Annotated in this window: 25 protein-coding genes and 1 tRNA gene; 8 read left to right on the top strand and 18 right to left on the bottom strand. The window is 34.4% G+C overall.

Features of this window, described 5'->3' with window-relative positions; all coding sequences use genetic code 11:
• Positions 1-42: 42 nt before the first annotated feature.
• Entirely contained in the window at positions 43-477 is a 435-nt protein-coding gene (gene aroQ, locus ACFO5T_RS06060; protein WP_380032848.1) for a type II 3-dehydroquinate dehydratase, read from the bottom strand.
• A 111-nt stretch (positions 478-588) separates the two neighbouring features.
• Positions 589-1,197, bottom strand: a complete 609-nt coding sequence (locus ACFO5T_RS06055; protein ID WP_380032846.1) for a porin family protein — start codon at positions 1,195-1,197, stop codon at positions 589-591.
• Between the two features lie 149 nt (positions 1,198-1,346).
• Here ACFO5T_RS06055 and xerD point away from each other — a divergent pair, with 149 nt between their 5' ends.
• A complete protein-coding gene (gene xerD / locus ACFO5T_RS06050; RefSeq protein WP_380032844.1) occupies positions 1,347-2,249 on the top strand; it encodes a site-specific tyrosine recombinase XerD in 903 nt (300 codons plus the stop codon).
• Between the two features lie 70 nt (positions 2,250-2,319).
• Here xerD and ACFO5T_RS06045 read toward each other — a convergent pair whose 3' ends face one another.
• The 6 genes from ACFO5T_RS06045 to ACFO5T_RS06020 all read right to left on the bottom strand — a co-directional run bounded on the left by ACFO5T_RS06045 (position 2,320) and on the right by ACFO5T_RS06020 (position 8,250).
• The gene (locus ACFO5T_RS06045; protein WP_380032842.1) at positions 2,320-3,633 is read right to left on the bottom strand and encodes a M24 family metallopeptidase; all 1,314 of its coding nucleotides are present in this window, start codon (positions 3,631-3,633) and stop codon (positions 2,320-2,322) included.
• 93 nt (positions 3,634-3,726) lie between these two features.
• Positions 3,727-4,218 (bottom strand): hypothetical protein, encoded by a 492-nt coding sequence (locus ACFO5T_RS06040; RefSeq protein WP_375252349.1) that lies wholly within the window; start codon positions 4,216-4,218, stop codon positions 3,727-3,729.
• Positions 4,219-4,290: 72 nt separating this feature from the next.
• Positions 4,291-5,004, bottom strand: a complete 714-nt coding sequence (locus ACFO5T_RS06035) for a vWA domain-containing protein (protein WP_375252350.1) — start codon at positions 5,002-5,004, stop codon at positions 4,291-4,293.
• Positions 5,005-5,139: 135 nt separating this feature from the next.
• Complete coding sequence (locus ACFO5T_RS06030) at positions 5,140-6,240, bottom strand: AMP-binding protein (RefSeq protein WP_380032840.1); 1,101 nt, start codon at positions 6,238-6,240, stop codon at positions 5,140-5,142.
• 57 nt (positions 6,241-6,297) lie between these two features.
• Positions 6,298-7,212: a CPBP family intramembrane glutamic endopeptidase gene (locus tag ACFO5T_RS06025; RefSeq protein WP_021778545.1), complete on the bottom strand. Its 915-nt coding sequence runs from the start codon at positions 7,210-7,212 to the stop codon at positions 6,298-6,300.
• Between the two features lie 3 nt (positions 7,213-7,215).
• Positions 7,216-8,250, bottom strand: coding sequence for an o-succinylbenzoate synthase (locus tag ACFO5T_RS06020; RefSeq protein ID WP_380032837.1), 1,035 nt, complete (start codon positions 8,248-8,250; stop codon positions 7,216-7,218).
• Between the two features lie 284 nt (positions 8,251-8,534).
• Here ACFO5T_RS06020 and ACFO5T_RS06015 point away from each other — a divergent pair, with 284 nt between their 5' ends.
• The gene (locus ACFO5T_RS06015; protein WP_375252351.1) at positions 8,535-9,095 is read left to right on the top strand and encodes a YqgE/AlgH family protein; all 561 of its coding nucleotides are present in this window, start codon (positions 8,535-8,537) and stop codon (positions 9,093-9,095) included.
• Here ACFO5T_RS06015 and ACFO5T_RS06010 read toward each other — a convergent pair.
• On the bottom strand, positions 9,092-9,937 hold the full coding sequence (locus ACFO5T_RS06010) for an aminotransferase class IV (RefSeq protein WP_380032835.1): 846 nt from the start codon (positions 9,935-9,937) through the stop codon (positions 9,092-9,094). The genes ACFO5T_RS06015 and ACFO5T_RS06010 overlap by 4 nt on opposite strands.
• A 50-nt stretch (positions 9,938-9,987) precedes the next feature.
• Positions 9,988-10,374, bottom strand: a complete 387-nt coding sequence (locus ACFO5T_RS06005) for an START-like domain-containing protein (protein ID WP_021778541.1) — start codon at positions 10,372-10,374, stop codon at positions 9,988-9,990.
• A 198-nt stretch (positions 10,375-10,572) separates the two neighbouring features.
• Here ACFO5T_RS06005 and ACFO5T_RS06000 point away from each other — a divergent pair.
• Positions 10,573-10,646 (top strand) — tRNA-Met (locus tag ACFO5T_RS06000).
• Positions 10,647-10,771: 125 nt separating this feature from the next.
• Here the strand turns inward: ACFO5T_RS06000 and ACFO5T_RS05995 are convergent.
• The 5 genes from ACFO5T_RS05995 to ACFO5T_RS05975 all read right to left on the bottom strand — a co-directional run bounded on the left by ACFO5T_RS05995 (position 10,772) and on the right by ACFO5T_RS05975 (position 18,451).
• On the bottom strand, positions 10,772-12,082 hold the full coding sequence (locus tag ACFO5T_RS05995; protein ID WP_380032833.1) for a hypothetical protein: 1,311 nt from the start codon (positions 12,080-12,082) through the stop codon (positions 10,772-10,774).
• Positions 12,082-14,280: a peptidase domain-containing ABC transporter gene (locus ACFO5T_RS05990; protein WP_380032831.1), complete on the bottom strand. Its 2,199-nt coding sequence runs from the start codon at positions 14,278-14,280 to the stop codon at positions 12,082-12,084. The genes ACFO5T_RS05995 and ACFO5T_RS05990 overlap by 1 nt, the downstream gene beginning before the upstream one ends.
• A gap of 24 nt (positions 14,281-14,304) precedes the next feature.
• The gene (locus ACFO5T_RS05985) at positions 14,305-16,539 is read right to left on the bottom strand and encodes a prolyl oligopeptidase family serine peptidase (RefSeq protein ID WP_380032829.1); all 2,235 of its coding nucleotides are present in this window, start codon (positions 16,537-16,539) and stop codon (positions 14,305-14,307) included.
• Complete coding sequence (locus ACFO5T_RS05980; RefSeq protein WP_380032827.1) at positions 16,536-16,670, bottom strand: hypothetical protein; 135 nt, start codon at positions 16,668-16,670, stop codon at positions 16,536-16,538. Before ACFO5T_RS05980 ends, ACFO5T_RS05985 begins: the two co-directional genes overlap by 4 nt.
• 92 nt (positions 16,671-16,762) lie before the next feature.
• Entirely contained in the window at positions 16,763-18,451 is a 1,689-nt protein-coding gene (locus ACFO5T_RS05975) for a tetratricopeptide repeat protein (protein ID WP_380032825.1), read from the bottom strand.
• A 307-nt stretch (positions 18,452-18,758) separates the two neighbouring features.
• Here ACFO5T_RS05975 and ACFO5T_RS05970 point away from each other — a divergent pair, with 307 nt between their 5' ends.
• The 4 genes from ACFO5T_RS05970 to ACFO5T_RS05955 all read left to right on the top strand — a co-directional run bounded on the left by ACFO5T_RS05970 (position 18,759) and on the right by ACFO5T_RS05955 (position 21,551).
• A complete protein-coding gene (locus ACFO5T_RS05970; protein WP_380032823.1) occupies positions 18,759-19,592 on the top strand; it encodes an RteC domain-containing protein in 834 nt (277 codons plus the stop codon).
• 272 nt (positions 19,593-19,864) lie between these two features.
• Positions 19,865-20,149, top strand: a complete 285-nt coding sequence (locus ACFO5T_RS05965; RefSeq protein ID WP_380032821.1) for a helix-turn-helix domain-containing protein — start codon at positions 19,865-19,867, stop codon at positions 20,147-20,149.
• Between the two features lie 3 nt (positions 20,150-20,152).
• The gene (locus ACFO5T_RS05960) at positions 20,153-20,905 is read left to right on the top strand and encodes a hypothetical protein (protein WP_380032819.1); all 753 of its coding nucleotides are present in this window, start codon (positions 20,153-20,155) and stop codon (positions 20,903-20,905) included.
• Positions 20,889-21,551, top strand: coding sequence for an ATPase (locus ACFO5T_RS05955; RefSeq protein ID WP_380032817.1), 663 nt, complete (start codon positions 20,889-20,891; stop codon positions 21,549-21,551). The genes ACFO5T_RS05960 and ACFO5T_RS05955 overlap by 17 nt, the downstream gene beginning before the upstream one ends.
• A 541-nt stretch (positions 21,552-22,092) precedes the next feature.
• Here ACFO5T_RS05955 and ACFO5T_RS05950 read toward each other — a convergent pair.
• A complete protein-coding gene (locus ACFO5T_RS05950; RefSeq protein ID WP_380032815.1) occupies positions 22,093-23,064 on the bottom strand; it encodes a hypothetical protein in 972 nt (323 codons plus the stop codon).
• Positions 23,065-23,426: 362 nt separating this feature from the next.
• A complete protein-coding gene (locus tag ACFO5T_RS05945; protein WP_380032813.1) occupies positions 23,427-24,026 on the bottom strand; it encodes an N-acetylmuramoyl-L-alanine amidase family protein in 600 nt (199 codons plus the stop codon).
• A gap of 219 nt (positions 24,027-24,245) precedes the next feature.
• Here ACFO5T_RS05945 and ACFO5T_RS05940 point away from each other — a divergent pair, with 219 nt between their 5' ends.
• The gene (locus ACFO5T_RS05940) at positions 24,246-24,533 is read left to right on the top strand and encodes a hypothetical protein (protein ID WP_380032811.1); all 288 of its coding nucleotides are present in this window, start codon (positions 24,246-24,248) and stop codon (positions 24,531-24,533) included.
• Between the two features lie 16 nt (positions 24,534-24,549).
• Here the strand turns inward: ACFO5T_RS05940 and ACFO5T_RS05935 are convergent, their stop codons facing one another.
• Entirely contained in the window at positions 24,550-24,723 is a 174-nt protein-coding gene (locus ACFO5T_RS05935; protein ID WP_380032809.1) for a hypothetical protein, read from the bottom strand.
• Positions 24,724-24,755 lie beyond the last annotated feature (32 nt).

Raw genomic sequence — 24,755 nt, 5'->3', positions numbered from 1 at the left:
AACAAAAAAAGCCTCGCAATGCGAGGCTTTTTTTATGTTCTACTAACTGGATTGTTTTTGTTCCATTAAAAAATTCTCAATTGCAAGATCATAGCTTTTAAGCCCAAAACCTACAATGATACCCTTAGCATACTTAGATAGGTATGAGTGATGTCTAAACTCCTCTCTCGCAAAAGTATTTGAGATATGCACCTCTATCACCGGAATCGAGATAGACGCCACTGCATCTCCTAGGCCCACAGAAGTATGTGTATAAGCCGCGCCATTGAGCACTACCCCATCAAAGCTTTCATTTGCCTCGTGCAATTTTGAGATAAGCTCACCTTCTATATTACTTTGATAATAACTAAGCTCCGTGTCCTTAAACCTAAACTGTAATTGCGTAAAATAATCTTCAAAAGTTTCAGAACCGTAAATTTCTGGTTCGCGCTTCCCTAGCATATTAAGATTAGGGCCGTTTATTATAAGAATTTTCATAAAATATTGTTGTGATTTACGCTTTCGCGAAAGCATAAAAATACAGTAATCTCACGCATAAAAAAAGCGCCTCATATCGAGGCGCTCTTCTACATTTATCTCTATTAATTTTTAAAATGCAAATCCAGCTCCTATCATAAATACTCTATTACGAGCGTCTATATCAAAACCACCCAGATCTTCACTACTAAAAACGTCAGAAAGACCTAGATTGTAACGTGCATTAAAAAACAAACCATTGTTTAATTTATAACCTAAACCACCTACAACGCCAAAATCAATAGTGTTTATGGCATCACTATTAAAGTTTATATCGCCAGAGTCTCCATCAGGATTAGAGTCAATCTCGCTGTTTATGTTAAACCCTATTTGCGGCCCTACTTCACCATAAAACCCATCTACAAAATAATATTTTGCGAGTACAGGCACATTTATATAGTCTAGTTGAAACTCTATATCATCTGCATTGTCATTGCTTTGGATATCATACCCTTGCCCTGAATAATACACCTCTGGCTGAAGTGAAAATTTATCTGTCAATGGCACCTCTACAAATCCTCCTATATGAAAACTTGTTCTCGCATCTGGATCATCAAAATCATCACCTCCTACGGTTGCAAAGTTAACGCCTCCTTTTGCTCCAAACGACACCTCTTCTTGGGCCTGTACTGCTGTTACAGATAATAAAATGGCACTTGCTGCTACAATTAATTTTTTCATTTGATTTCTTTTTTTAAATTTTATACAAAGCTACCCAGCGAGTTGTTAATATGGTGTTAAGCCCATTGTAAACAGTTGTTAAATGAATTTTACGGTCAAAATGCCTTAATAGGTTTTAAAAGTTAATGTGAGGTTGTATTTTCACTTACGTGAAATGGGAGACCGCAATAACTAATTATAAAAATTACCTACGCATAGAGCGTAGCCTGTCTGACAATACGATAGACAATTATGCCCGTGACCTAAAAAAGCTCACACGCTACCTGGAGCAACTAGACAAACCTATAGACCCTTTACAGATTACACGTGAAGATTTGCAAGAGTTTGTATATACCATTGCAAAAGAAGTTCAAGCGAGATCACAAGCACGTGTTATCTCTGGTCTTAAAGGATTTTTTAATTATCTCGTATTTGAAGATTATCGCACAGATAACCCTATAGAACTTATAGAATCGCCAAAAATAGGTCGCAAGCTACCAGACACCTTATCTGAAGAAGAAATAGACGCCCTTATAGACGCCATAGACCTAGGTAAACCTCAAGGAGAACGCAATAGAGCAATGCTAGAGACACTCTATTCTTGCGGGCTTCGTGTGACAGAGCTTATCTCTCTTAAGCTTTCTGATCTATACTTTGAAGAAGGGTTTATAAACGTTGTAGGTAAAGGAGATAAGCAACGTTTTGTCCCCATAAGCGAGCATACCCAGAAGTATATTAATATATATCGTAATGAATTGCGAAATCATATAGATGTAAAACCAGAGCACGTAGATATTTTATTTTTAAATAGACGTGGGAGACAGCTCACCAGGGCAATGATTTTTACCATCATAAAAGATCTTGCAGTCAAGGCGGGTGTAAAGAAAAATATAAGTCCGCATACGTTTAGACACAGCTTTGCTACCCACTTGTTACAGAATGGCTCCGACTTAAGAAGTATACAGCAAATGCTAGGTCACGAGAGTATCACCACCACAGAAATCTATATGCACGTAGACCGTAATGACCTCGCCCGTGAGATGGCAAAATTTCACCCACGTGGTAAAGAATAGCTAGACTAATCACTTATATTAGATGATATGAAAGAGATTTAATTACGCTTTCGCGAAAGCGCACTTACCACTAGTCTACAAGCATAAGTTCTTCTTGTCGTCCAGAGACGTATCTAAAACCGTCTTCACCCCAAAAACCTGCTTCTTCTAGCATAATACGTATGTCTTTATTCCACTCTGGTATTTTTACCGTCGTGTTAAGCTCTATGGCGTAGCCCGTATTTTCATAAAGCGGGTAATCACCAGTACCGGGCACACCACCTTGAGAATCCCACATACCTATAGTAGGCCCCGCAGCGTGACCATACATCCCTAGCGGATGCGTATAAATAGATGGTCTCAAGCCTGCTTCTTTACCTTCTTTAAGTGCAGCGAGTAAAATCTCGTTGCCAGATCTACCCGTTTCAAAATTTGAGGTGAGTATGTCTTGTATCTTATTACCGTCCTTAAAGGCTTTTATTAAGAAGTCTGGCGCTTTTGTCTCACCATCTTTTGGCACATAAGCGTGCTGCTGGCAGTCTGTATTGAGACGTAAGTAAGTGATCCCAAAATCACAGTGTATTAAATCTCCCTTTTGTATAATCTTGCCCTCTGGCCTGTTTGAAAAAGAAACGATGTGACTTTCTAGCTTCTCTTCTGAGCGTTGTATATCTACCGTAGGGTGAAACCAGGTCTCAAGTCCCATATCTGTAACGCGCTGTCTTAAATACCAGACCACATCATCTGTACTAGTTACGCCTGGCGTTATGACCTTTGCGCTAAAGGCATCTTTTATAATATCGTGTGTTATATCTACTAGCTGCTCAAAGTAGCCTACTTCTAGAGCAGTACGAGTTTCTAACCAGCCTACGGCAAGCTGCTCTGCAGAGACTACTTTTGCTTGTTGTGTTGGAGTTAGTCTACTTATAAAAGCATCATAATCTGTTTTTACAATACCATCTGCGAGTCCATAATTATCTGAGTAGTTGAGACCTATTTTAGAAGGGTTACGTTTTTCTATAATCTCTAGTAGTCGCTGCCACTGGTCTGGTTGCTTTTCTTTATCCCAGGCAGAGATAATATTTTTACCCACATTATAACGAGCTACTGCTAGTTTTTCTATCGTGTTTGCCTCTTTATCTCTGTAAAAAACTAAGATTGTTCTCCTACGGGCGTTGAGCCAGGTAGATGGTAACATTGTTTTAAGTACCGGATCTTCATTATACTCCCTAGAGATAACCACCCACATATCTATATCTGCACGATCCATAAGCTTAGGGAGTAAGTTATTAAACCTATCTGCCAGCACCTCATCTATTACAGTTGCTCTATCTCTTTCTGATAAAACTTGACTGGTGCTAATGGTTGTTATAAATAAAAGAGCGAGTACTATTAATCTTCTCATAAGGTGATCTGTTTTATGGACTTAAATGTACTAAAAACAAAAAGGAGCATTTTAAAAAAAATGCTCCTTTTTATAAACAGAGATTAATAAATACTATTTACCATCGTCATCTTTATTCTTTTTACGCTTTTTCTTCTTGCGCTTCTCTTGTCTTTTCTCTTTATCGTATTTCTTTTTTTCTTTACCAAACTCCTCTTCGGTAAGGATTTTTTCTACTTGCTCTTCTGTAAAAACTTCTTTTAAAGACGTTTCAAATTTTTTGCGCTCTGCATTAATAAGCTCTCTTTTTGCATCAAATTTGAGATTCTCATCATACCCTATATCTACAGTGGCTGTATAATAATCTTTGAGGTAACTTTTAAGTACTTCTTTTGTAAAGACATCTATATCTAGTATTTCTTGATACATATCTGCACGTTCTATACTAAGTAAATTTACGTCTGGTTTTTCCGGTTCTCCAGCGTCTTGCTGTCTTGCGGGTGGTGAGTATCCACGTTGTCCTCTCTGTATGCTTCCGAGGTTTTGCGCATATATGGTAGACGAGCCAGCGATTAAAAAGATAAGTGCGAATAAACGAAAAATCATTGTTCTATATTTTGTGCAAATATGCATATTTATTTTTTCTTTTCTCTTTTCAATAATGATGCCTAACTATTTCTAATCCTTAATTACATCTAAAATTTCTGGCAAAATAGTAAGTGCCGTGAGTGCAATAGCACCCCCTAGATTTTTGTGCTCTGCTGCTTTTGCCTGCTTGCGTTGTACTCTTTGCGCTTGTCTCTCTTCTTTTGGTGTCGTTGTAACCTTGGCTACCTCAACCTCTTGTGCTACAAGATTTGTCTCACTTACTTTTTTATAAACACTAGTAACAGACTTTGCTTGTGCTGGCTCTTGGTGCACTCCACTACCACGTATCATTATCACATTACTCACTACATCTTCATCATAATTTGCCTCTGTAAGATCATATGCCAGAGCTATACCATCTGCCCCACTAACCTCTTTAAATGAGCCAGAAAACAACTTCTGCACGCCTTCCTCTATCACTTTGCTTACACTTACCTCTGTAAACGGTAATACAACTGCACTAACAGCACCATAGGTTCCTATAGCAATTTTATCTTCTGGCTCAAGTCTCTTTGTGAGTAGTTTTACACCTTGCTCAATATAAAATTTATGATCTTGATGTATACCTGCACTGCCCGTCTCTACAAGTATATAAACCTGAACCGGATCATCTGCCGGATAATTATCTGCCGCATAGGTGATTAATTGTTCGGCTTTGAGTACAGTTGTTTGGGTTTGATCTTGAGTCTGCGCAGTCATTTGCATCATTACAAAAAGGACTACTGCCTGTGCTAGATATTTCATACTTACTTGGTTTTATATTCAGTATAAACTTATCTCAAATGTGATTTACACCCTATTAGTAATGAGTAAACGAGCCTTGGTGTTGAGTAAAGTGGTATGAATGTGATTACGCTTTCGCGAAAGCGTACTTAAAACCTATATCGTATCTAGGTATTTTGTTAAGGTCTGACCTCGCTGAATTTTACCAGTGCTAGTGCGCTGAAATTGAGGAACCGAAATAATTTTACGAGGAAACTCATAAGGCTTAAACACCTTCATATCTTCTTCACTAATGTGAAAATCGTATGGCTCTTCTTGCTCTACAAAGAGAACTAACTGTTCTCCCAGACGATCATCTGGCATACCTGTAATGAAGTAAGGTACATCTATATAGGTAGCTAGTTTTCCTTCTACTTGCTCTGGATGTAATTTAACACCACCACTGTTAATGACATTATCTATGCGACCTAGCCAGATAAATTTTTTATAGGTCATAATTTTTACAATATCATTAGTCACCACAGGATCTGAGCTCACGTACGGTGCTTTTATTACTAAGCAACTGCGCTCATCTGCCTCTATAGTTACTTTATCTAGTACTTTAAAAGGTATAAGGCTGTCTTTATTCTTTTTTGAGTTGACACGCCTCGCGGCTATGTGAGTTACGGTTTCTGTCATTCCGTAAGTTTCATAAATCTTAGTTGCAAGTCCCTGCACTCTACTTTTAAGCGCTGGTGAAATTGCTCCTCCACCTACAATGAGTTTAGAGAGCAGATGCAATCTAGACAGGGAGTTATCTAGTTGAAAAGGTGTCATAGCACAAAAGTCGTACCTCCTATATATATTATCTAACGGATTTGACTTAGGTTGTGCCATATCAATACGCCAGCCTAAAACCATTGCTCGTACAAGCATCATTTTACCTGCTATATAATGTGCTGGCAAACATAAAAGAGCTGTGGTTTTTTCATAAACATCAAAGTGCTTTGCCGTAGCTCTAGCACTATTAATCATATGAAGCTTATCTATTTTAATAGGCTTAGGGTCACCGGTAGAACCAGAAGTTTGTACGGTTACGTACTTCTTTTTATCAAGCCACTCTAGTAAAAACTCGCCTACAGACTCCTCATAAGGTTCTCCTTCTTTTATAAAACCATAGGCCTGCGCCTTGAGCGTGGCCTTTGTATGAGAAGATCCGTTAAGTTTAAACTTAGGGTGCAAAAATTTATGTCTATCTGTTGCATATAACATATGCATTAAAAATAAGTCTTACTTGTAAAATATAAGTTAGTTAGATGTAAACCTTGTATTAAATTATGAAATAGTAGTGGCTGGTGGGTGTACTGCACCTGTTAATTTTTCTTTCCAGTTAGACCATTTATATTTTTTGGCTAGTATAAAAAGAAATATAGGGTAGACTATAAGTACTGGTAGTACGAGCTCCACACCCGTATCTGCCTGACCTACAGATTTAAAAATAGCATCTGTTTGCAATGCTGAGTACTCATAGGTAAGTAATGTTGCTGCTAGTAAGTTATTACCAAAATGAAAACCTAGAGCTAACTCCATACCATCATCCATAAGTGTCATTATACCTAATAGTAAGCCAGTACCTATGTAGAAGACCATAGTGATTGCCCCCAGCTCTGCCACTTCTGGATTTGCCCAATGAAAAATACCAAAAAGTACCGATGTCAATACAAGTGGGAACCACCTATTGCGCGCCATTATACCTACTTGTTGCATCACATACCCTCTAAAAAGGTACTCCTCTAGACCTATCTGAAAAGGAAAAAACACTAAACCTATAAGAACGAGTATACCAAACTTAGAACTATCAAACTGTAGTACATAATCTTCTGGTGTCATATAATATACAATCCCAAAACTTACCACTGTATAAATAAACACCATCATAAAGCTAAAGAAAATGCGACTCCAGTCTACTTTCTTTCTTGCTGTTGTTAAGCTTAATATACTGCGTTTATGTAGTGCCCACACTAGTAAAAACAGCACTGCCAGAATAGGAATAAATACGGCAAGGTTAAATGCGAGCAATAAATTTTTTGACTTAAAAAGTCGCATCATATCATCCATCGCAGCTTGCGGGTCTACATCTACAAAAAGGAAAAACAACAGGTTTGAAATAAAAATACCCATTGTAAGTATACAGGTTATGACAAATTTCCAAGTTTCGTTTTCTCCTTTATAGGCTTGCTCTATAAACATAAATTATATTTTAAAATCCCAAGATAGCTCAGGGTTCATTTTTAAGGTTCCGTTTGTTACTTCTAGTGGCGAAGATATATTATTTGTAAATAGGCTCCCCGTGCCTAGACCTTGAGGTCCTTGCGCACCTAGTTTATACGTCCACTGGGCTATGGCATTAAGCCCTATATTACTCTCAAGAGCAGAGGTTATCCACCAGCCTATGTCACGATTATTTGCAGCTTCTATCCACTCCTCGCTTCCTTTAAAACCTCCTACAAAGCTAGGTTTTAAAATTATATATTGTGGCTTAATACTGTTTAGCACCTTGTGCTTATCTTCAAGGTTTGTTACACCTATTAACTCTTCATCTAGCGCGATAGGTACTGGCGTGCTCGCACAGAGTGCAGCCATATCATCCCATTGCTTTGTAGCGATAGGTTGCTCAATAGAGTGTATCTCAAGAGCTGCAAGTTCTTCTAATACACTTTGAACCGTTTCCTTTGTAAAACCTCCATTTGCATCTACTCTTAATGTAAGCTCACTTGCACTATGATCTTTACGTATGGCAGATAGGATAGCTAGCTCTTCTTTAAAATCTATCGCTCCTATCTTCATTTTAATGCAATTGAAACCTTGTGCTATTTTTTCTGAGACTTGCTCCCGCATAAAGGACTCATCGCCCATCCATACCAAGCCATTAATGGAGATTGCTTCTTCACCTCTTGTAAATGGCGAGGGATATATATGATAAGGATTTTGTGATTTAAGAGACATAAATGCCATTTCTACACCAGCTTGTATACTGGGAAAATCTCTTAGTGCTTCCCATAATTTATCTGGACCCTGTGAGATGTGATCACACGTCCATTTAAGCATAGACTCATATTCTGGAACATCATCATAACTAAGCCCCCTTAAAATACCGCACTCCCCTACACCATAATTGTTGCCATCTTCTATAATTAAATACCAGGTCTCTTTTGTGCGTAATACACCTCTAGAGGTGCCACTAGGTCTTTTAAACTCTAGTATATGTTTTTTATAGCTTGCTTTCAAAAGTCAATTTTTATCGTAAAAATAGCTATTGCAGTCCACTCTTAACACTAGTATGAGTAGACATTATTAGGTTTTAACCTATTAAAAATCGCTCTTTTAACACCGTTATACTATGTGCGCATAGTTTAATAAATAATTATCAAGAACAAATTATTGATTCCAAATATTGTATTTTATTGATTTTCAATATTTTAAAAATAAATTTTATGCAACTATTTTTTAATGATAAATAATTTGTATTGCTATAAAAAATAGGTAGCTTTAGTATACAAAAGGCGATAAATATGACTAAACTACCGACCAAAGGACAATTATTAGTTGCCGAGCCATCCGTACTTGGAGATGTTTCTTTCACCAGATCTGTAATTCTACTAGCAGACCATAATGAGGAGGGATCTGTAGGTTTTATACTTAACAAACCTCTAGATGTTACCCTAGCAGATTTAATAGAAGGAATGGAAGATTGCGAGATGCCCATCTATAATGGAGGTCCTGTAGAGCAAGAAAATTTATACTTTCTACACACAGCGCCAGAGCTTATAGAAGGAAGTCAAGAGATCTCTTCTGGAATATACTGGGGAGGTGACTTTCAACGTGCTGTAGATCTTATACTCGCAAAAGAAATAAGCTGCGATAACATAAAATTCTTTTTAGGTTACAGTGGCTGGGGAAGTAAACAACTTGATCAAGAAATAAGTGAGCACAGTTGGGTTATCACAAAAAATAATTTGTGCAAAGAACTCCTTAAGAGTAATCACCTTGCATTATGGAGTGATAAGTTGAGAGAACTGGGTGGATCTTATGCATTATGGTCTAATGCTCCTGCAAATCCTCAATATAACTAACCCAAGCGAGCTTTTACGTTTAATTTTTTAAGCAATGCCTCTGCAGTATTTGTTGTGTACTGTTTCTTACGGTACTTTGTAATAGGCTGTATTCCCTTAATCGTATTTGTTATAAAGAGCTCATCTGCCTTCTGCAGTTCAAAAGGAGAGATAGACGCTTCTTCTAGCGTATACTCATCCATAAGTTCTATAATACCCATTAATTGTTTTCTTATAATACCACGTAAACAACCATCGGCAAGCGGTGGAGTTTTTATAGTTGTACCTTTTACAAGAAAGAGATTACCCTGTAATGCCTCTGCAATATTTTTATCACTATTTACAAGCAGGCAGTTATCATAACCATTTTCTTGCGCATAAATACTACCTGTCACGTGCACGATTTTATTAGTCGTTTTAAGTGTAGAAATAAGATCTGCGTTTATATAGTGATCTTTATAAAGCTCTACTTCATAAGGTGCATCATTGAGTAGGTAAAATGGTTCTGAGTGCGCTTTCGCGAAAGCGTAAAACCCCACACCTCTCTCTTCTGGGAGGTAAGTGCCGTCTCCAGATCTATAGACTGTAATACGTACTCGAGCTGTCTCATTGAGTAATCCGGCGGCATCTATCGTGCTTTTGAGCTGTTCTTCTAGGTACTCTGGTGTAAACTCCATAGGGATATCCATACGCAAGATGCGCATAGAGGCCATAAGCCTGAAGTAGTGATCTTCCCAAAAGAGAAGTTTACCATTTACTGCTTTTATAGTTTCAAAGAGTCCATCACCATAGAGAAAACCTCTATTAAATGGGTCAAGCCTAGCTTCTGTTACTGCCGATATTGTTCCGTTGTGATTAATCATAAAAAAACCGCCTATTGTAAGGCGGTGCAAAGATATTAATTAGACACTAGTTAAACTGAGCCTATTACTTGTTTCAGTTCTGAAATTTGATTTTCCCAAAACATTTTACCTTCATCTATTTCATCTTCTTCGGCATAATCTGTAATCATAAGAGATACATCTTTTGTAATCTCGTCTACTTGAATACGCAACTGGAAGAAATACTCCTCTCCCTCGTCATCTAGCCATTGAAATTTTATGTACTCTCCACTCTTTTTACTTAAAAGCTTAGCTTTTTCTTCACTTCCATCCCAGATAAAAGTGTAAAACTCACCTCTAGAATTTACGTTATCTGCAAACCACTCACTCATTCCTGATGGTGTTGCCATATATTGGTATAATAGTGAAGGAGACGCTCTTACAACAAACTCTATCACATATTTCTTTTTATCGCTCATATAAACTTATAATTATAAACGACAATATATTGATATTAAAGTCTACAACAAAGCAATTAAATTAATTTTATTTGAGAAAGAGGTTTGCACTACCGCTATTATATTTTATATTTGCACCCGCTTAGACAGATGCTTTTATAGTTTTATCTTTAAAAACATAATTTTACTTAACCAGTAATTTAAAAATCTAAGTAAGATGGCGAGGTAGCTCAGTTGGTTAGAGCGTCGGATTCATAACCCGGAGGTCGGGGGATCGTGCCCCCCTCTCGCTACTTGATAATCAGGCAGTTGCAGTTATTTGCGACTGCTTTTTTATTTTAGGTACAACATAGGTACAACTTTAACATTTTTTAACAATTTTGCAGTTCTTAAGGCTCATTTTGGTTTAAAATTGATTTCATCTATTTAAAAGTTGCAACATTCTCTTCATTAAACTAATCTCTTGAGTTATAATCTCACAAGTACCCGCCAATCCTTCTCTGTAAGGAATAACTTTATTTGCCGAAGTTCTTAGTTCATTTTCTAGCTTTACCATAATACTATATTGCGACTCTAAATTAGGTACATCTGAAATTTGCATAATTTTTCCTCTCAGAAAACCGAATTCTCCCTCCGGATAACTCTCTAAAATAATTTCAACATTTTGACCTAATCTTACTCTACCATAATTAGATGGTGATACTAATATTTCTCCCACGAGCTCGCGATTAATGTTTAAATTTTCTATTAGCATAATGACCTTTTCCGTTTCGACAATCGAATTATCGTTTAGCCTTTCCAAAAAATGAACTTTTCCTTCAGATTGTGCTCGCAGTAAAAATTTTTCTTCCCATAGCTCTATGGCTGTTTCCAGTTCTTTGAGACTAGTCTGAATATCGGCTAGTTTTCTAGCTTTCTGTAAATTATAATCTAAACCTAGAATTAATTCATTTGCACTAGATTCTAGTACACTATTACCTGCGCTTGAAATTTTTACGGAATTAATGTTTAATTTCTGTTCAATAATTAATGTGTGTTTCTGGGTTGCTTCAAGCTCTATTTGAGACACCACACCAAGTTCATATAAGTTCTTATACCTTTTCTCATTTTGCTCGGCAATTATTAATTCTTTTAAAATCTGATTACGGTTCCTTTTAAGCAGACGTATATCTTCAGCAGAACTACTTGTTAAACCTTTATATGAAGAAAGTTTTACAGTTTGTATTGGAAATTCCTCTGTTCTAATATAATCAGATAGGAGGTTCTCTAAAGTATTTAATTCACCTCTAATAGTACCTAATTCTAGGTTGCCTAATTGTTTTAAAAATATTAAATCTCTTTTCAGTATAAAATCAACAACAGTATCGTTATTGCGAAACCGTAAATTTTTTAATCGATTTTTTAAAATTTCTATATCATAGAAATTTGCTTCTGAACGCAACGCAAGAAGAACCTGGTTACTCTTAATACTATCTCCATTTGAGATAAAAAGTTTTTGTACGATACCACCTTTTTTTGATTTAATTCTTTCAGGAGGGTCTAGCGTAGTAATTTTAACAGTTCCATTAATTACAACTGGGTACTTAATAACAGTAGCGGACATTAACAGGCCTATAAAAATGACAACAATTATAGTGTAACCGTACCAAACAAGTCTTTTTGGTGCAGTTTCAATAAACCCATTGGAGCTTACTTCGAGTTCATCAATATTTATATCACTGTCAATCATTAACTGCTCAAGTCTAATTGATTTTTGACTAAGCTATAATAGTTAGCTCTTTGTGCTATAAGCTGATCGTGTGTTCCTGATTCTGCTAGTTCTCCATTATTTAAAACTAAAATTTGATCAGCATTTATAACTGTACTTAATCTATGAGCAATTATGACTACTGTTTTATCTTGAAAGAATTTTTTCAGTCTATCAGTAATTAGTCTTTCATTATCAGTGTCAAGTGTGCTAGTTGCCTCGTCAAAGAATAAATACTTTGGGTTTCTATATATTGCTCTAGCTATCAAAATACGTTGGTATTGCCCACTACTTAAGCTTGTGAATTCCCTTCCTATTTTAGTCGCAAAACCTAAAGCAAGATCATCAACAAATTCTTCGATATTTGATATTTTAATAGCGTTCCGAAAATTGTTTTTATTAATATTCTCGTGACTTAAAGTTATATTATAGCGTATTGTCTCATTAAAAATGTGACTGTCTTGAAGTATAACTCCACAATTAACTCTCCATTTAGCAGGTGAAATGTGGTTTAAGGATGTGTTACCTATTTTTATTTTCCCATCATAAGTGTTGTAGTAGTGAAGTAAAAGTTTTAGAAGCGTAGTTTTACCGCTCCCGCTGTGACCGACTATAGCAGTTACCTTATTCTTAGGTATATTTATAGTCAAATCCTTGATAGCCCATCTTTTTATCCCTGGATACCGAAAACTAATATTGACTATATCTATATCTCCTAATTGTACTGAATCAGCATTAATATTATCTACAATTTTTTCTTCATTGTCCAAATTATGAATTTCAGATACTCTTCTAAATGAAATCAGAGCGTCTTGCAAGTCTCTTATGAAATTTAATAACAAGCTTATAGGAGAATTAAGCTGGCCAATTATGTAGGATATAGCTAGCATAACTCCTAAAGTAATTTGAGCATCAATGACTAATTTTGCTGCAATAACAATAATTATCAAATTCTTTACTTCGTTTAAAAGTCCTGCACCGAAGTCTTGATACTGACTTATTTTGAGCGCATCCAGATTGGTATTATAAAGTTTAGCTTGTATTTGCTCCCACGATTGACGTTGAGTACGTTCGATACCGAATAGTTTAATATCCTGCATCGCATTTATGAGCTCTAAAGTTTTACTATTATCCTCACTTTGGATATTAAAATGAGTATTATCTATAACCTTTCGCTTTTTTAAAAAAAGAATTACCCAAGAACCGTACAAGATGCTTCCTAAAAAAAAAACAGTAAAAATTAGGAGACTGTAGTAAGCCAATACAATGCTCAATATAAAAATACTTGTTGCTGAAAAAATAACGTCAAGTGATGATACTGCTATAAAGTTCTGAATTCTTCTGTGATCATTGATTCTTTGTAGTAAATCGCCAGTAAGCTTTTTATCAAAATAAGAAATAGGTAATTTCATTAGTTTCATAAAAAAGCTTGAAATCATTGCAATATTGATCCGTATACTTAGATGTAGAAGAATCCTATTTCTAATTACTTGAATGGATATTCTTCCCAAATACAGAAAAATTTGAGCTCCCAATATCACGTATATAAAATTTAAATTTTGACCTCTAATACCGATATCAACGATACTCTGTGTTAAGAATGGAATCACAAGTTGTAATAAACTCCCTATGATTAGACCTACCATTAACTGCCATATAAAAGGCTTAAAGCGCAAGAGGTAAGTCAGTATACTTTTAAATTCATATTGGTTTCTCTTGCTTTCTATGTTGCTCTCCTTACTAAAATTGAGTGGCTTTTCTAAAAGAAAGACTATTCCTTCTTTATTAGTCTTTTTAAAATTTAGCCAATGATTTTGAAGTTCATTTTCCTCTAATTGTAACATTCCAATGGCTGGATCTGCAATATGATATTTCACCTTTCCAACTCTATGACTAATTTTATAAATCACCACAAAGTGATTTTGATTCCAATGAAGAATAGCTGGTAATGGAGCTTTCTTGATTTCTGAGATATTGAGCTTAACTACTAAAGATTTAAATCCCAATTTTTCGACAGCTTGAGAAAGGAAGTAAAGATTGGAACCACTTCTATTGGTTTCAGAAATTTCCCTGAGCCTATTAAGTCCCACTTTCAATCCGTAGAATTCTAAAACCATCTGCAAGCAGGCGGGACCACAGTCCTTAGATTCTAATTGAGGATAGAAGGGAAAACTTTTCACATTTCAACATTATTTTGTTAGCTTTTAGTCTTTTAAGAAGAAATCCTTATGACCAGTTTGCCAAAAAGCAAAAGAAAATACATCTACATATTCTTGGTAATACTTGAGTTTTTCATCTACTGTACCGTGCCCTGAGTCACTATCAATTCTGAATAGAATTGGTCTTGGTGAAGATGAGTATTCTTGAGCTCGTGCGGCAAATTTCCCAGGCATCCATTTTGGAACCCTTGGATCATTTTCACCTGCTGTTAATAGAAAGGCCGGATACTCTACATCCGATTTCAAACTTAAATATGGGTCCATTTTAATTAATCCTTTAGTCTGAATAGAATCGCTTATAGACCCATACTCAAGCATATTAGATCCTCCACCTCCTTTTCTAGCCTCACTTCTTATAGGATTCATTATGGGCACTTCTGCAATCGCCACAGCAAACAATTCGGGTCGATCTGTAACAGCTTTCCCTATCATTATGCCACCAGCACTTGAACTATATATTGCAATTTTCTCAGCAGAAGTATAGTTTTTATCAATCATATACTCAGCGCTTGCAATTAAATCTTTCCAAGTATTTTCTTTCTTATTCATCATTCCGTCCTGATGCCACTGCTCTCCTTTTTCACCGCCACCGCGCACGTGAGGAATACATAAAATTCCACCTTCTTTTATCCAGTGTAGAAACGTAGTGGAATAAAATGGTTCTATTGAGGTTCCATAGGAGCCGTAGCCATAAAATAAGGTTGGATTAGATTTATCCAATACTATATTCTTATCATAAATTATCGATAATGGAACTAAAACCCCATCGTGCGATTCATATTCAATTTCTTTTGATATTATCTTACTAAACTCTGGATACTCAGCTCTTGTACTTAGTGGCATTAGAACAAACTCTTCACTCTTTAAATTATATAAATAGCGTTGATTATTCATAGTCCAACCTGAAAGACTGACATAGAGAGATGAGTCATCTGCAGGATTATCTAGAAGATAAATTGTACCCGCGTCATTTGGCAAGTAAATTATTTCGCTTTTACCATTTTTGCATTTGTACAATTTTGTGGATACACCATTGTTGGTTGTAGTGTAGTAAATTGCATCCTTCTTAATTACAAAATTTTGTAAGATTTCGTTATTCGGTGGGGTACAGATAAGTTTTGCTTTCGCGAAAGCTAAATTTTTGAGATCAATCTCATAAAGAGCATTTGAATCGAAATCTCTATCACTTTTAATAATATAATTATCGCCTATAAATCTCCCAGAATCCGTAAAGAGCCTCTCAGCTTTTGAGTGGAATTTTGTCCACTTTGGAGTTCCGTTTATAAAGTCATCCATATCAGCAACATAAGCGTCCCAAAAGTTCTCTACTGTTGCTATATATCCAATTACATAAGGATCAGTCTTGTTAAAGATTTTTGTGATTGGATAGACCCCTGTAGAGGCGATAGTAATATTGCTTTGAACTCCGGTTCCGAAAATAGGCTTAACGTTCTCTACTGGCTCTCCAAGTTTATATAAAACACTGAGATTGAGTTCTGCTTCACTGTTGCCAAATTGCAAGAAAGTAAATCCTGAATTGTCAGGTAACCACGATATTCCTAAAAAAGATTCAGGTCTAGCCCTAGGTATCACTTGTGGAGCAATGGATTGATCGCTTACTGTTAAAATAATAACATCTGAAATCTCTTTTCCAGAATTGGTAACTGCTATTGCTACTTTTTCTCCATTCCAAGAAGGTTTAAAATAGCTAATCACACTATTTTCAACTTCAGTATTATATATTTTTGGGTCATAAAGTAAAACTTCCTCACTGTCATAGTTCTTCTTGAAATAAAGGCTTGCGATATTTTCGTTCTTACCCCTTTTAAGATAAAAATGATTCCCATTTGAAGTTATTTTATTATCTAGAATAACGTTTGTAACTCTATCATCATACTCTAAAAAAGTAGCTAGCATTTTTTTCCTACCAGAAACTTTATCTAGAATATTATTTGCTAGCTGATTTTGTTTCTGATACCATATATCAACTATAGAATCGCTTTCATTTTCTAAAACTTGATACGGGTCTGAAATAGTTTCTGAGAAGTATGAAGTAGTTGAATTGGTTTTAGGCGCCTTTGGGTATTTCAAAGTGACCTCTTGAGTTTGACAAGAGGCAGCAAAGAACACAATTGCAAGGGCATAATTCTTAGAAGTTAAAACGCACTCCACCAATACTTTTAATATTATGAAATGCGCCTTTTGATTATGAATAATCATTGTCCAGTACCGTGCTTAGGTGGTTTGATTTTATCTTTATCTATCGTACCATCGCCGCCAGTTCCTCCTGAAATTGTAGCTGTGTTTTTGATTTCTTTGTCCTTAAAATCATTAATTGAAGTTGTTTTCATAATAAATTGTGTTAAGATTAATTTGATGTAATTTATACTATTATAAACTTATATCAACTCAATTAACTGAAGGTGAAGTCGTTATTTATAAATTACGTGTTTCTTATATTCTGTTGTTCTCTAAGCTTTTTGAGATAAAAGGAAGGTTTTATCTGAGTGTACTTGAAAAATGCTTTTGAAAAAGCTTCACTATTTTTAAAACCTACTTCTTCACCGAGAGATTGAATTTTATAATTAATTAAAATTGTTTCTTCGTCTAATCTCTTTAAAATATGCTCTATTCTAAGATCATTTATGTAGTTAGAAAAATTCTTTCCTTTTGTATCATTTATAACTCGTGAAACGTAAGTAGAATTGGAACCTATTTCCTTTGCTAGTCTATTAAGGGATAAATCTTCATCTGTAAATCCGAGATTTGCTTCAAATTTTTCAAGCTTTTGGATAATTAAAATTTCTATTTCGTCGGTAATCAAGTTTTTATGTGAAGAAATTTCTTCACTATGTTGTTCTCGTTTAGATTGAAGCTCTTTAAATCTTCGGGCGTTTACTATACTTCTTCGATAAAAGTAGACCAAGGGTATAAAAAGAATTATCAAGCTAGCACCAAATGCGTAAGTCATTCTAGAAGTACGTTTGTTTTTTCCATTAAGTTCTTCGATAAGATTTTTTTGATCCTCTATAAGTTCAGGTGTTTCATATTTTTTTATAATTGTTTGATTGAGGTATTCCCTATTTCTAGCTAATGAACTATCTACTTTAAGAAGCTGTCTTATATAATCTAACTCCTTAGCAGGCATACTTTTCTGACGGAAATATGTAACAAGAGACTCATATACATTACGTAATTCAGGATACTCCTCATTATTAATTTTAAATACGGAGTCAACTTTCTGATAATATTCTATTCCAAGTGTAGCATTATTTGCTTTAAAAGCCATTTGTCCTAAATAATAGTTTGTTATAGATTCTTTAAAAGTGTCGTTAGCGTTAGATGTTAAGTTCAAAAAGGCATCCTGCGCAGCAACAAAATCTGATGTCAAATATAGATTCACAGCCTCTGCGTGTCGAAAGTCTATCAGAAATAATGAATCTCTACCTTCTAAGGATTCTTCGATTCCTTTTTGAATATATATTGAAGAAGAATCAAATTTTTTATTTCTCTGGTACGATAACGATAAATTGTATAAAGTGATTAAATAATCTTCTCGATAATCTGTACCTGCCTTATCTAGCGATTTAAGAAGTCCATAGTGTTCTTTATAAATTTCGAGAGCCTCCTCATAATTTCCCCATCTATTTTTTAATGCTCCTATGACTTGAGTTATCTCTATAAGCTGATATTCATTCCCCTTCTCTTTTGCAGAATCGTAAGCCTTAAGATAATTATCAAGTGCTTTTTCGTAATCTCCAAGCGAGTAATAATTGTAACCTTTTAGCGAATATCCAACGCTAGGGTATGAACTACTCTCCAAATCTGCTGAATATAGTAATATACTGTCTGCATATGTTATGTTAGTTTCTTCTGTGTAAAGTCTTGCTAAGAGATCGAAAGATCTTACCAGTTCGAGCTTATTATTTGATCCCCTAGCTTTTTGATTATAAGCAGCAGCAATAGTTTCGGCTGTTAAGGTATTTTCATATTCATCCCAAAAGTTACTCATTAGCAACTCAAAAGACCTAGTTTTTAAAGAGTCTGGAATTATGACATTTGGATTTTGTCCTAAAAGGTAGACCGTAGGACTAAGAAATAAAGTTAAGATGGTCAATCGTACATTGAACATAAACAGTCACCCTTAGTTTTATGCAACTAACAACCTATGTGAAGAAAATAATTGTTTTGCTCGGAGAACAAGCTTTAGTTGTATAACTCCTTAAAATTACTATAATTTTTTGACATTCAGAACTTTGTACAAAAATCACTTAATGATTCAAAATAGAAATTTCAATGAACATCAAGTAACTGTTTGTACTGAATACTTAAAAAACGATATCGAATATACCCGAGATTTATAAATTAGTTGATGAACTGACTTTTGAAAGATAAATTATAGCCTCAATTGGACTAATTTATACTCAAACCAATCAAAAGTGTCTATTACTTCCATTTTAAGTAAATTTCAGAATGAACTAAATCAAAAGAAAGATTTAGAGAATGATCCATTGCACGAGGTGATTGCAACGATTGATTTATGTCAGAATTACCTAAATCTACTAAGAAGATATGTTGACAAATTTGCTTTTAAATCAAAAGAGGATGAAATAATATTTTTTAAACAACAAAAGCAAATTCCTCAAACTGAGTTGGTCTTTCAAGTAAGCCTTAAAAATTTTTATTTCAACAAGCCAAAAAGCAGTAAGGACGCTCAACTCTCATATTGCAATAATAAGCTTACTTTAATAAACGAATTTTTCACTACACATCGAGAATTTGACAATTATATCCGCTTAAATCGCTTTGATTTAGACACCTACTATTTTACAAGATCTTCATCGGTTGTTAACTTTGAAAATTCAGAACCATATTACAAAGATCCTATCTTTTCAACCGCACGGGATTTAGTCCTCAGTAAATTAACAGCATATCAAAAGTATATTGATTTTATTCTCGATTATAAACAGGAGCTCCTTTCTACAAGCAAAATTGACACATTGATAGGGAAAAACTTGCAACAACTGGAATGGACAGGTTCTAAAGCAGCTCTTACTGAATTAATATATGCGCTTTATACAGGTCGTATAATTAATAATGGTAATATTGAGATAAAGGATATCGCAGCAGTATTTTCAAAAATCTTCAAATATGAACTAGGCGATTTTTACAAGACATATTCCGAAATTAAAGCTCGTAAAAATAGCCGTACAAAATTTTTAGATAACCTTTCAGCTAGCCTAATTTCTCAAATGGACAGCTCTGAGGAATAAAGTTTCATTTCCGTACTCGGTCAATCTTCTGCTTTTTGATCTTAAGAGGGATTTTCTACTAAATAAGCTTTCGCGAAAGCATAATTTCAAGTCAAATTTGTAATAATCACCTAATAAACTATCCAATATTATTTTTCAGTAGTCGGGTTCAACTTGTGACTTAAACTAACTTTTTAGATACAAATTTGTAGTAATTAAGTTCTAACAGGCTAATAAAGTAAAGAATTATACTCTTATATAATCTTACCTAATAGCCATAAATTATATTAATTATGCCTGCTACAATTATTACATCGGATGATTTAAGAGAATTCAAAATGGATTTGCTAGAGGACATTAAATACCTCATTGCTCAAAGTCCCACCTCACTCTCCAACAGATATATAAAATCTGGTGATGTTAAAAAAATGCTCAGGATTAGTCACGCAACCTTACAACGATTTAGATCAAATGGTATAATCCCTTTTACAATGGTAGGAGGAATAATTTTTTATGAGGTGAGTGAAATTGAAAAAGTAATGAAGGCAAACCGGGTAGCTTCAAATTCAAAAAGTTAAACTATGAATTATATAAGGCTCCTCAATGCGGCTTTTGAAAAGTTCTACGATGATGACCGCCTCAATCCATCGCACATAAGTTTATATATGGCACTTTTCCAAGAATGGAATAGTAGTCGTTTTGCAAATGAATTTTATGTGAGCAGACTACACATAATGCGCGCTGCAAAGATAGGTTCTAAATCCACATATCACAGATGTATCACAAACCTAGACTCCTGGAACTATCTGTTTTATTTCCCATCGAACAATCCATACAAAGGCAGCAAGTTGAAGATGGCCATTTTAAGTCCAACTGATGAGACAGTGACGGGACAGTACAATCCTATACTAGAACAACTTGCTGAACAGTACCATCCCACAAATGTACCTCATATAGTACCGCACCATCCCAATATTGAACAAGTTCTGTGCGGGAGCCATCCCAAAAATGGACAAGCTCTGGTATCTAATACAAACATTACTAAACAAGAAAACTTAACTAAACAGCCAAAGGGCAGTCAGGCACTTATTCTATTTTTTCAAGAAAGAGGCTTTGATGCTGATGAAGCAAAGAAATTTTATGAGCATTATTCTCAACGAGAATGGAAAACAGGTGATGGAGAGTCCATACGTGACTGGCGCTCACTCGCCGTAAATTGGATGGATAGGACAGAACTATTTGAAAAAGAAAACAGGTCAAATAAAAAGCAAGGGTCCCAAATCACAGACAACTTGCGGACTACTAAAAAGAAAGATTATGGACAACCCCTCTAAAATTATTGAAGGTGGTGTAGAATACTCACTTGGAAAATTTGATGGTAAAAGTGTTGTTTATGACTTTCCAAAAATTTTGGATTATCTGAATGTAAAAGGTAAACTACTTTTTGGTGAGAAATTCAGGATTTATAATGAAGATAGGCGTATTTTAATGCAGCTGTGCTCGTATTTTATCAAGGATAAAAAAAACTGTGACGCTTATGAAATAGATATTAATAAAGGAATTTTACTATCCGGACCTGTGGGATGTGGTAAAACCAGCCTAATGAAATTACTCAGGTACATTGTTCCTTTCCAGAGACCTTATGAAATGATCCCTTGCAGAAATGTGGCATTTGGGTTTAATCACTTAGGATTTAAAACCATAGAGGATTACGGGAATACTAAATTTTATTGTTTTGACGACTTAGGAGTAGAACCCGCTGGACGTTTTTATGGTAAAGATTTAAACGTAATGGGAGAGGTACTTCTTTCTCGATACGATTTATACCTTAATACTAAGCATAAAATAAAAACCCACGCTACTACAAATCTAAATGCTCAAGAACTCGAAGACCGCTACGGAAATCGTGTACGTAGCCGGATGAGAGAGTTATTTAATTTAATAGCCTTTGATGAAAGGGCTGGGGATAAGAGGAAGTGAATTCAAAATTTTATATTTAAAGGATAAACATAAGCTCTAAATAAAATATTAAGGCTTCCTCTTAATCTGAAGTTTCAAGATATTATTCAAAATAATTATACAACGAAATAGCGTCAATGCTAATATGGTTAAGATGAACCCAGCTAAAACAAGTATAAAAATATCATTCAATTGAAAAATCTTAACAAAGTATGATCCAATTGATATAAAAAGCAGAGATTTTATACAATTTTTTAAGTGTTTGGTTGTCTCCTGATACATTGGTGTTTCAAAGAATAAATCTAGCGGGGCTGTATATTCAGAAATTTTAACTTTTCTCACACTACTGGCTTTAAATGTAATTAAGACAGTAAGTATAGTCAAAATAAATCCTGTACTCGTCAAACTTATATTTGCAAGGTCTGAAAGCAATTCATTTGCATTTTGTTTGTTGAATATTAAAAAATTGGAATACTCAATTAATATAAATAATACACAAGAAACTAACCCAGCAAAGAAATAATCTATTACAAGTGGAAATCTAAAGTATAAATTTAAAATTTTAGTTTTCATTTCTATTAACAAAATCAGTTATATCTTTACTTATATAAGCATAACTCTCTTTCAAAGATAAATCCTTATCAGCTTCAATTTTATAAGTTATAATATATTTATCTTTTAAAAGACTGAAGGTATCTTCAATTCCTTTTGCATCTTCATATACCACATCAAAATTTTCATAAAACTCAGTCTGTTCTGGATCTGAATTAAAAATTGAAAGAGCTTCTTTAAACATACTTGTAGCGATCTTATTCTCCTTCCTTTTTATCAATTTCCGACCATTTTTCTTAAAAAAAGCTTCAATTCTAAAAGCTTCAGGAGAGTAAATTTTTGACAAAATCTCAAAACCACTGAAATAATTATTTTTAAACTTACTTTCAATAAAATCTAGGTTTGAAGGTCTAATCTTAACATCAAACTTCAAGACATTTTTGATTTTATCCATTGAATTTTCAATAGTTCCTGTATTCGGAACAATCAATTCAGTAGTTCTTGCTAGACTCAAATCGACTTTGGCGATTTTTTGTAAATAATAAGTTATGTCGTGAATATTTGGTCCATTTGGATTTCTCTCAGTACAGATAACATTATTATCTCCACTTATATCTATGAAAAAGTGCGTGACTTCTACAATATCACCTAAATCTTTAATGCTTTTCAGTTTAAAAGTTCCTTTCTGCATTAATTTTGGTCTTTTACCTTTTCTTATAAGGGCCATAGTCATTTTCGCCCTTCTCTCATTATAGTCAAAACTTGCTGATGAAATAAACACCTCCCTAGAACTTTTTTTAGTTCTCTTTTCATTTCTATCGCAAAGTATAGCCTCCCCGTGCTTCTTGATATTGGTGAGATGTAATATAACCTCTTTACAAATACCACCTGACGTATAACTATCACGAACATTTGCAAGTGGTTTAAATTTTAAAGAGAAAAAATGAAATTGGACATCAGTAAGTATTGTTTTCTGACTCATAGATATAGTTTACTTATAATTCATTGTAAAAATATTCCATCAAGTAAGAAATTTACCTATTGAATATCAGATGTTTTGATACTTTATTAACAAATGCGTGAAACTAAATAAGCCAAAATATATAATCCCATATTTTATCTTCAATCAAGGGAGTGTAACTTAAACTCTGTCTGAATATTTTTATAATAATATTCAAACAGATTACAAGGACACCCTCCTAGTCCGTGACAAATAAAAAACTCTGATATCAAAAAATAGATTCTACTTTTTAATCAGAAGAATAATTTCTTTGTAGTACCAAAATATTAATGCTTTTATACATTTAAGAATTTCTAAAAATAATTCGCTCATAATTTTAAATTTTATTTTCTAAAAAAACCAAAAATTGATATGGCAACTGAAAGTTTGTTTTCTTCTATAGAATAAAAAGCTACTTCATTCTCATTACTCAAAAACCCCAATTCTAAAAGTACAATCGGACAATAGTCCGCACTTTCCCTCAACACCAAAAAATCACCAAACTTTACTCCCCTACTCTCAAACCCTAATTCCCTTTTAAAAACTCTCTGCAATTCATACGCAACCCAAGTTGCATCAACAGCATATTTGGATTTCTTTATAGAAACATAAACCTCTACACCACGCGCATTTGGATTATCTGAATGGTTACAATGCAAGGACAAGAACAAATCAGCTTTTAGAGTCCTAGCGAGTCTCGTTCTATTTGACAATGAAATAAGTGTATCACTATATCTGGTCAAATAAATTTCAAGTGGCTCCCCAGACTTATTATTAAGCGCGATTATTTCTTCAGCAATTGATAACACAATATCCTTTTCAAGCACTCCATTTATTCCAACTGCTCCAGAATCAAAACCACCGTGTCCAGGATCAATTACAATTCGTTTTTTAATCCTTTCGCCTTGAGCGAAAACAACACAAAACTGAAGTAGTAAAAACATAAAACTGACGTTTTTGAACACTTTTTTCATTTCTATTTCTCTCGTTATCGTTCAAATAATTCTCAAAATAAATAAATTTTAAACTCATTTAAACTCAAATAGATACAATTGAATTTAAAATTTATTTTATATATAAAATATTGATTTTCAGTTAATTAAAATCAAATATATGTAAATTTATAGTAACGAAAATGAACTTAAAATCTAAAGCATTACGTTATGAAAAAATCTATCTATCTCGCAACATCTCTCTCGTTGCTATCGACATCACTCTTTGCTCAAATAGGAGGAATTGAAGACTCCGTAAATGATGTAGGAGATACTATAAGAACCATCTTTCCGATTTTACTCGGCGTAATCTTCTTAATAGGGTTTCTATTTAATGCAGGACACTTCTTTGGAGAAAATGCAGATTTAAAGAAAGGGATTACTAGGGTACTTGTCTTTGTACTTATTGCAGGAGCTGTTGTAGGCATCTTCACTTATCTCATAAGCATCGTTGTATAATGAAGCGCTTTGAGATTTACAAGAACATTAGAAAACGGGCAGTCATCTTTGGATTGCCCATTTCCCTCTTTGCACTAATGATGGTCTCCATACTAGCATCACTACTTGTTATAATTTTCTCATTCAGCTTTCCTACAGTCATAGGCACTATGATTTTTAATTCTGCATTGTACGTAGCTCTAGGTCGCATTAACAGCAACCCTCAGCTTTTCCAACTGGGCA

The sequence above is a fragment of the Dokdonia genika genome, assembly GCF_042652845.1.
Lineage (GTDB): Bacteria > Bacteroidota > Bacteroidia > Flavobacteriales > Flavobacteriaceae > Dokdonia > Dokdonia donghaensis.
This window is presented reverse-complemented; position numbering and strand designations above follow the sequence as displayed.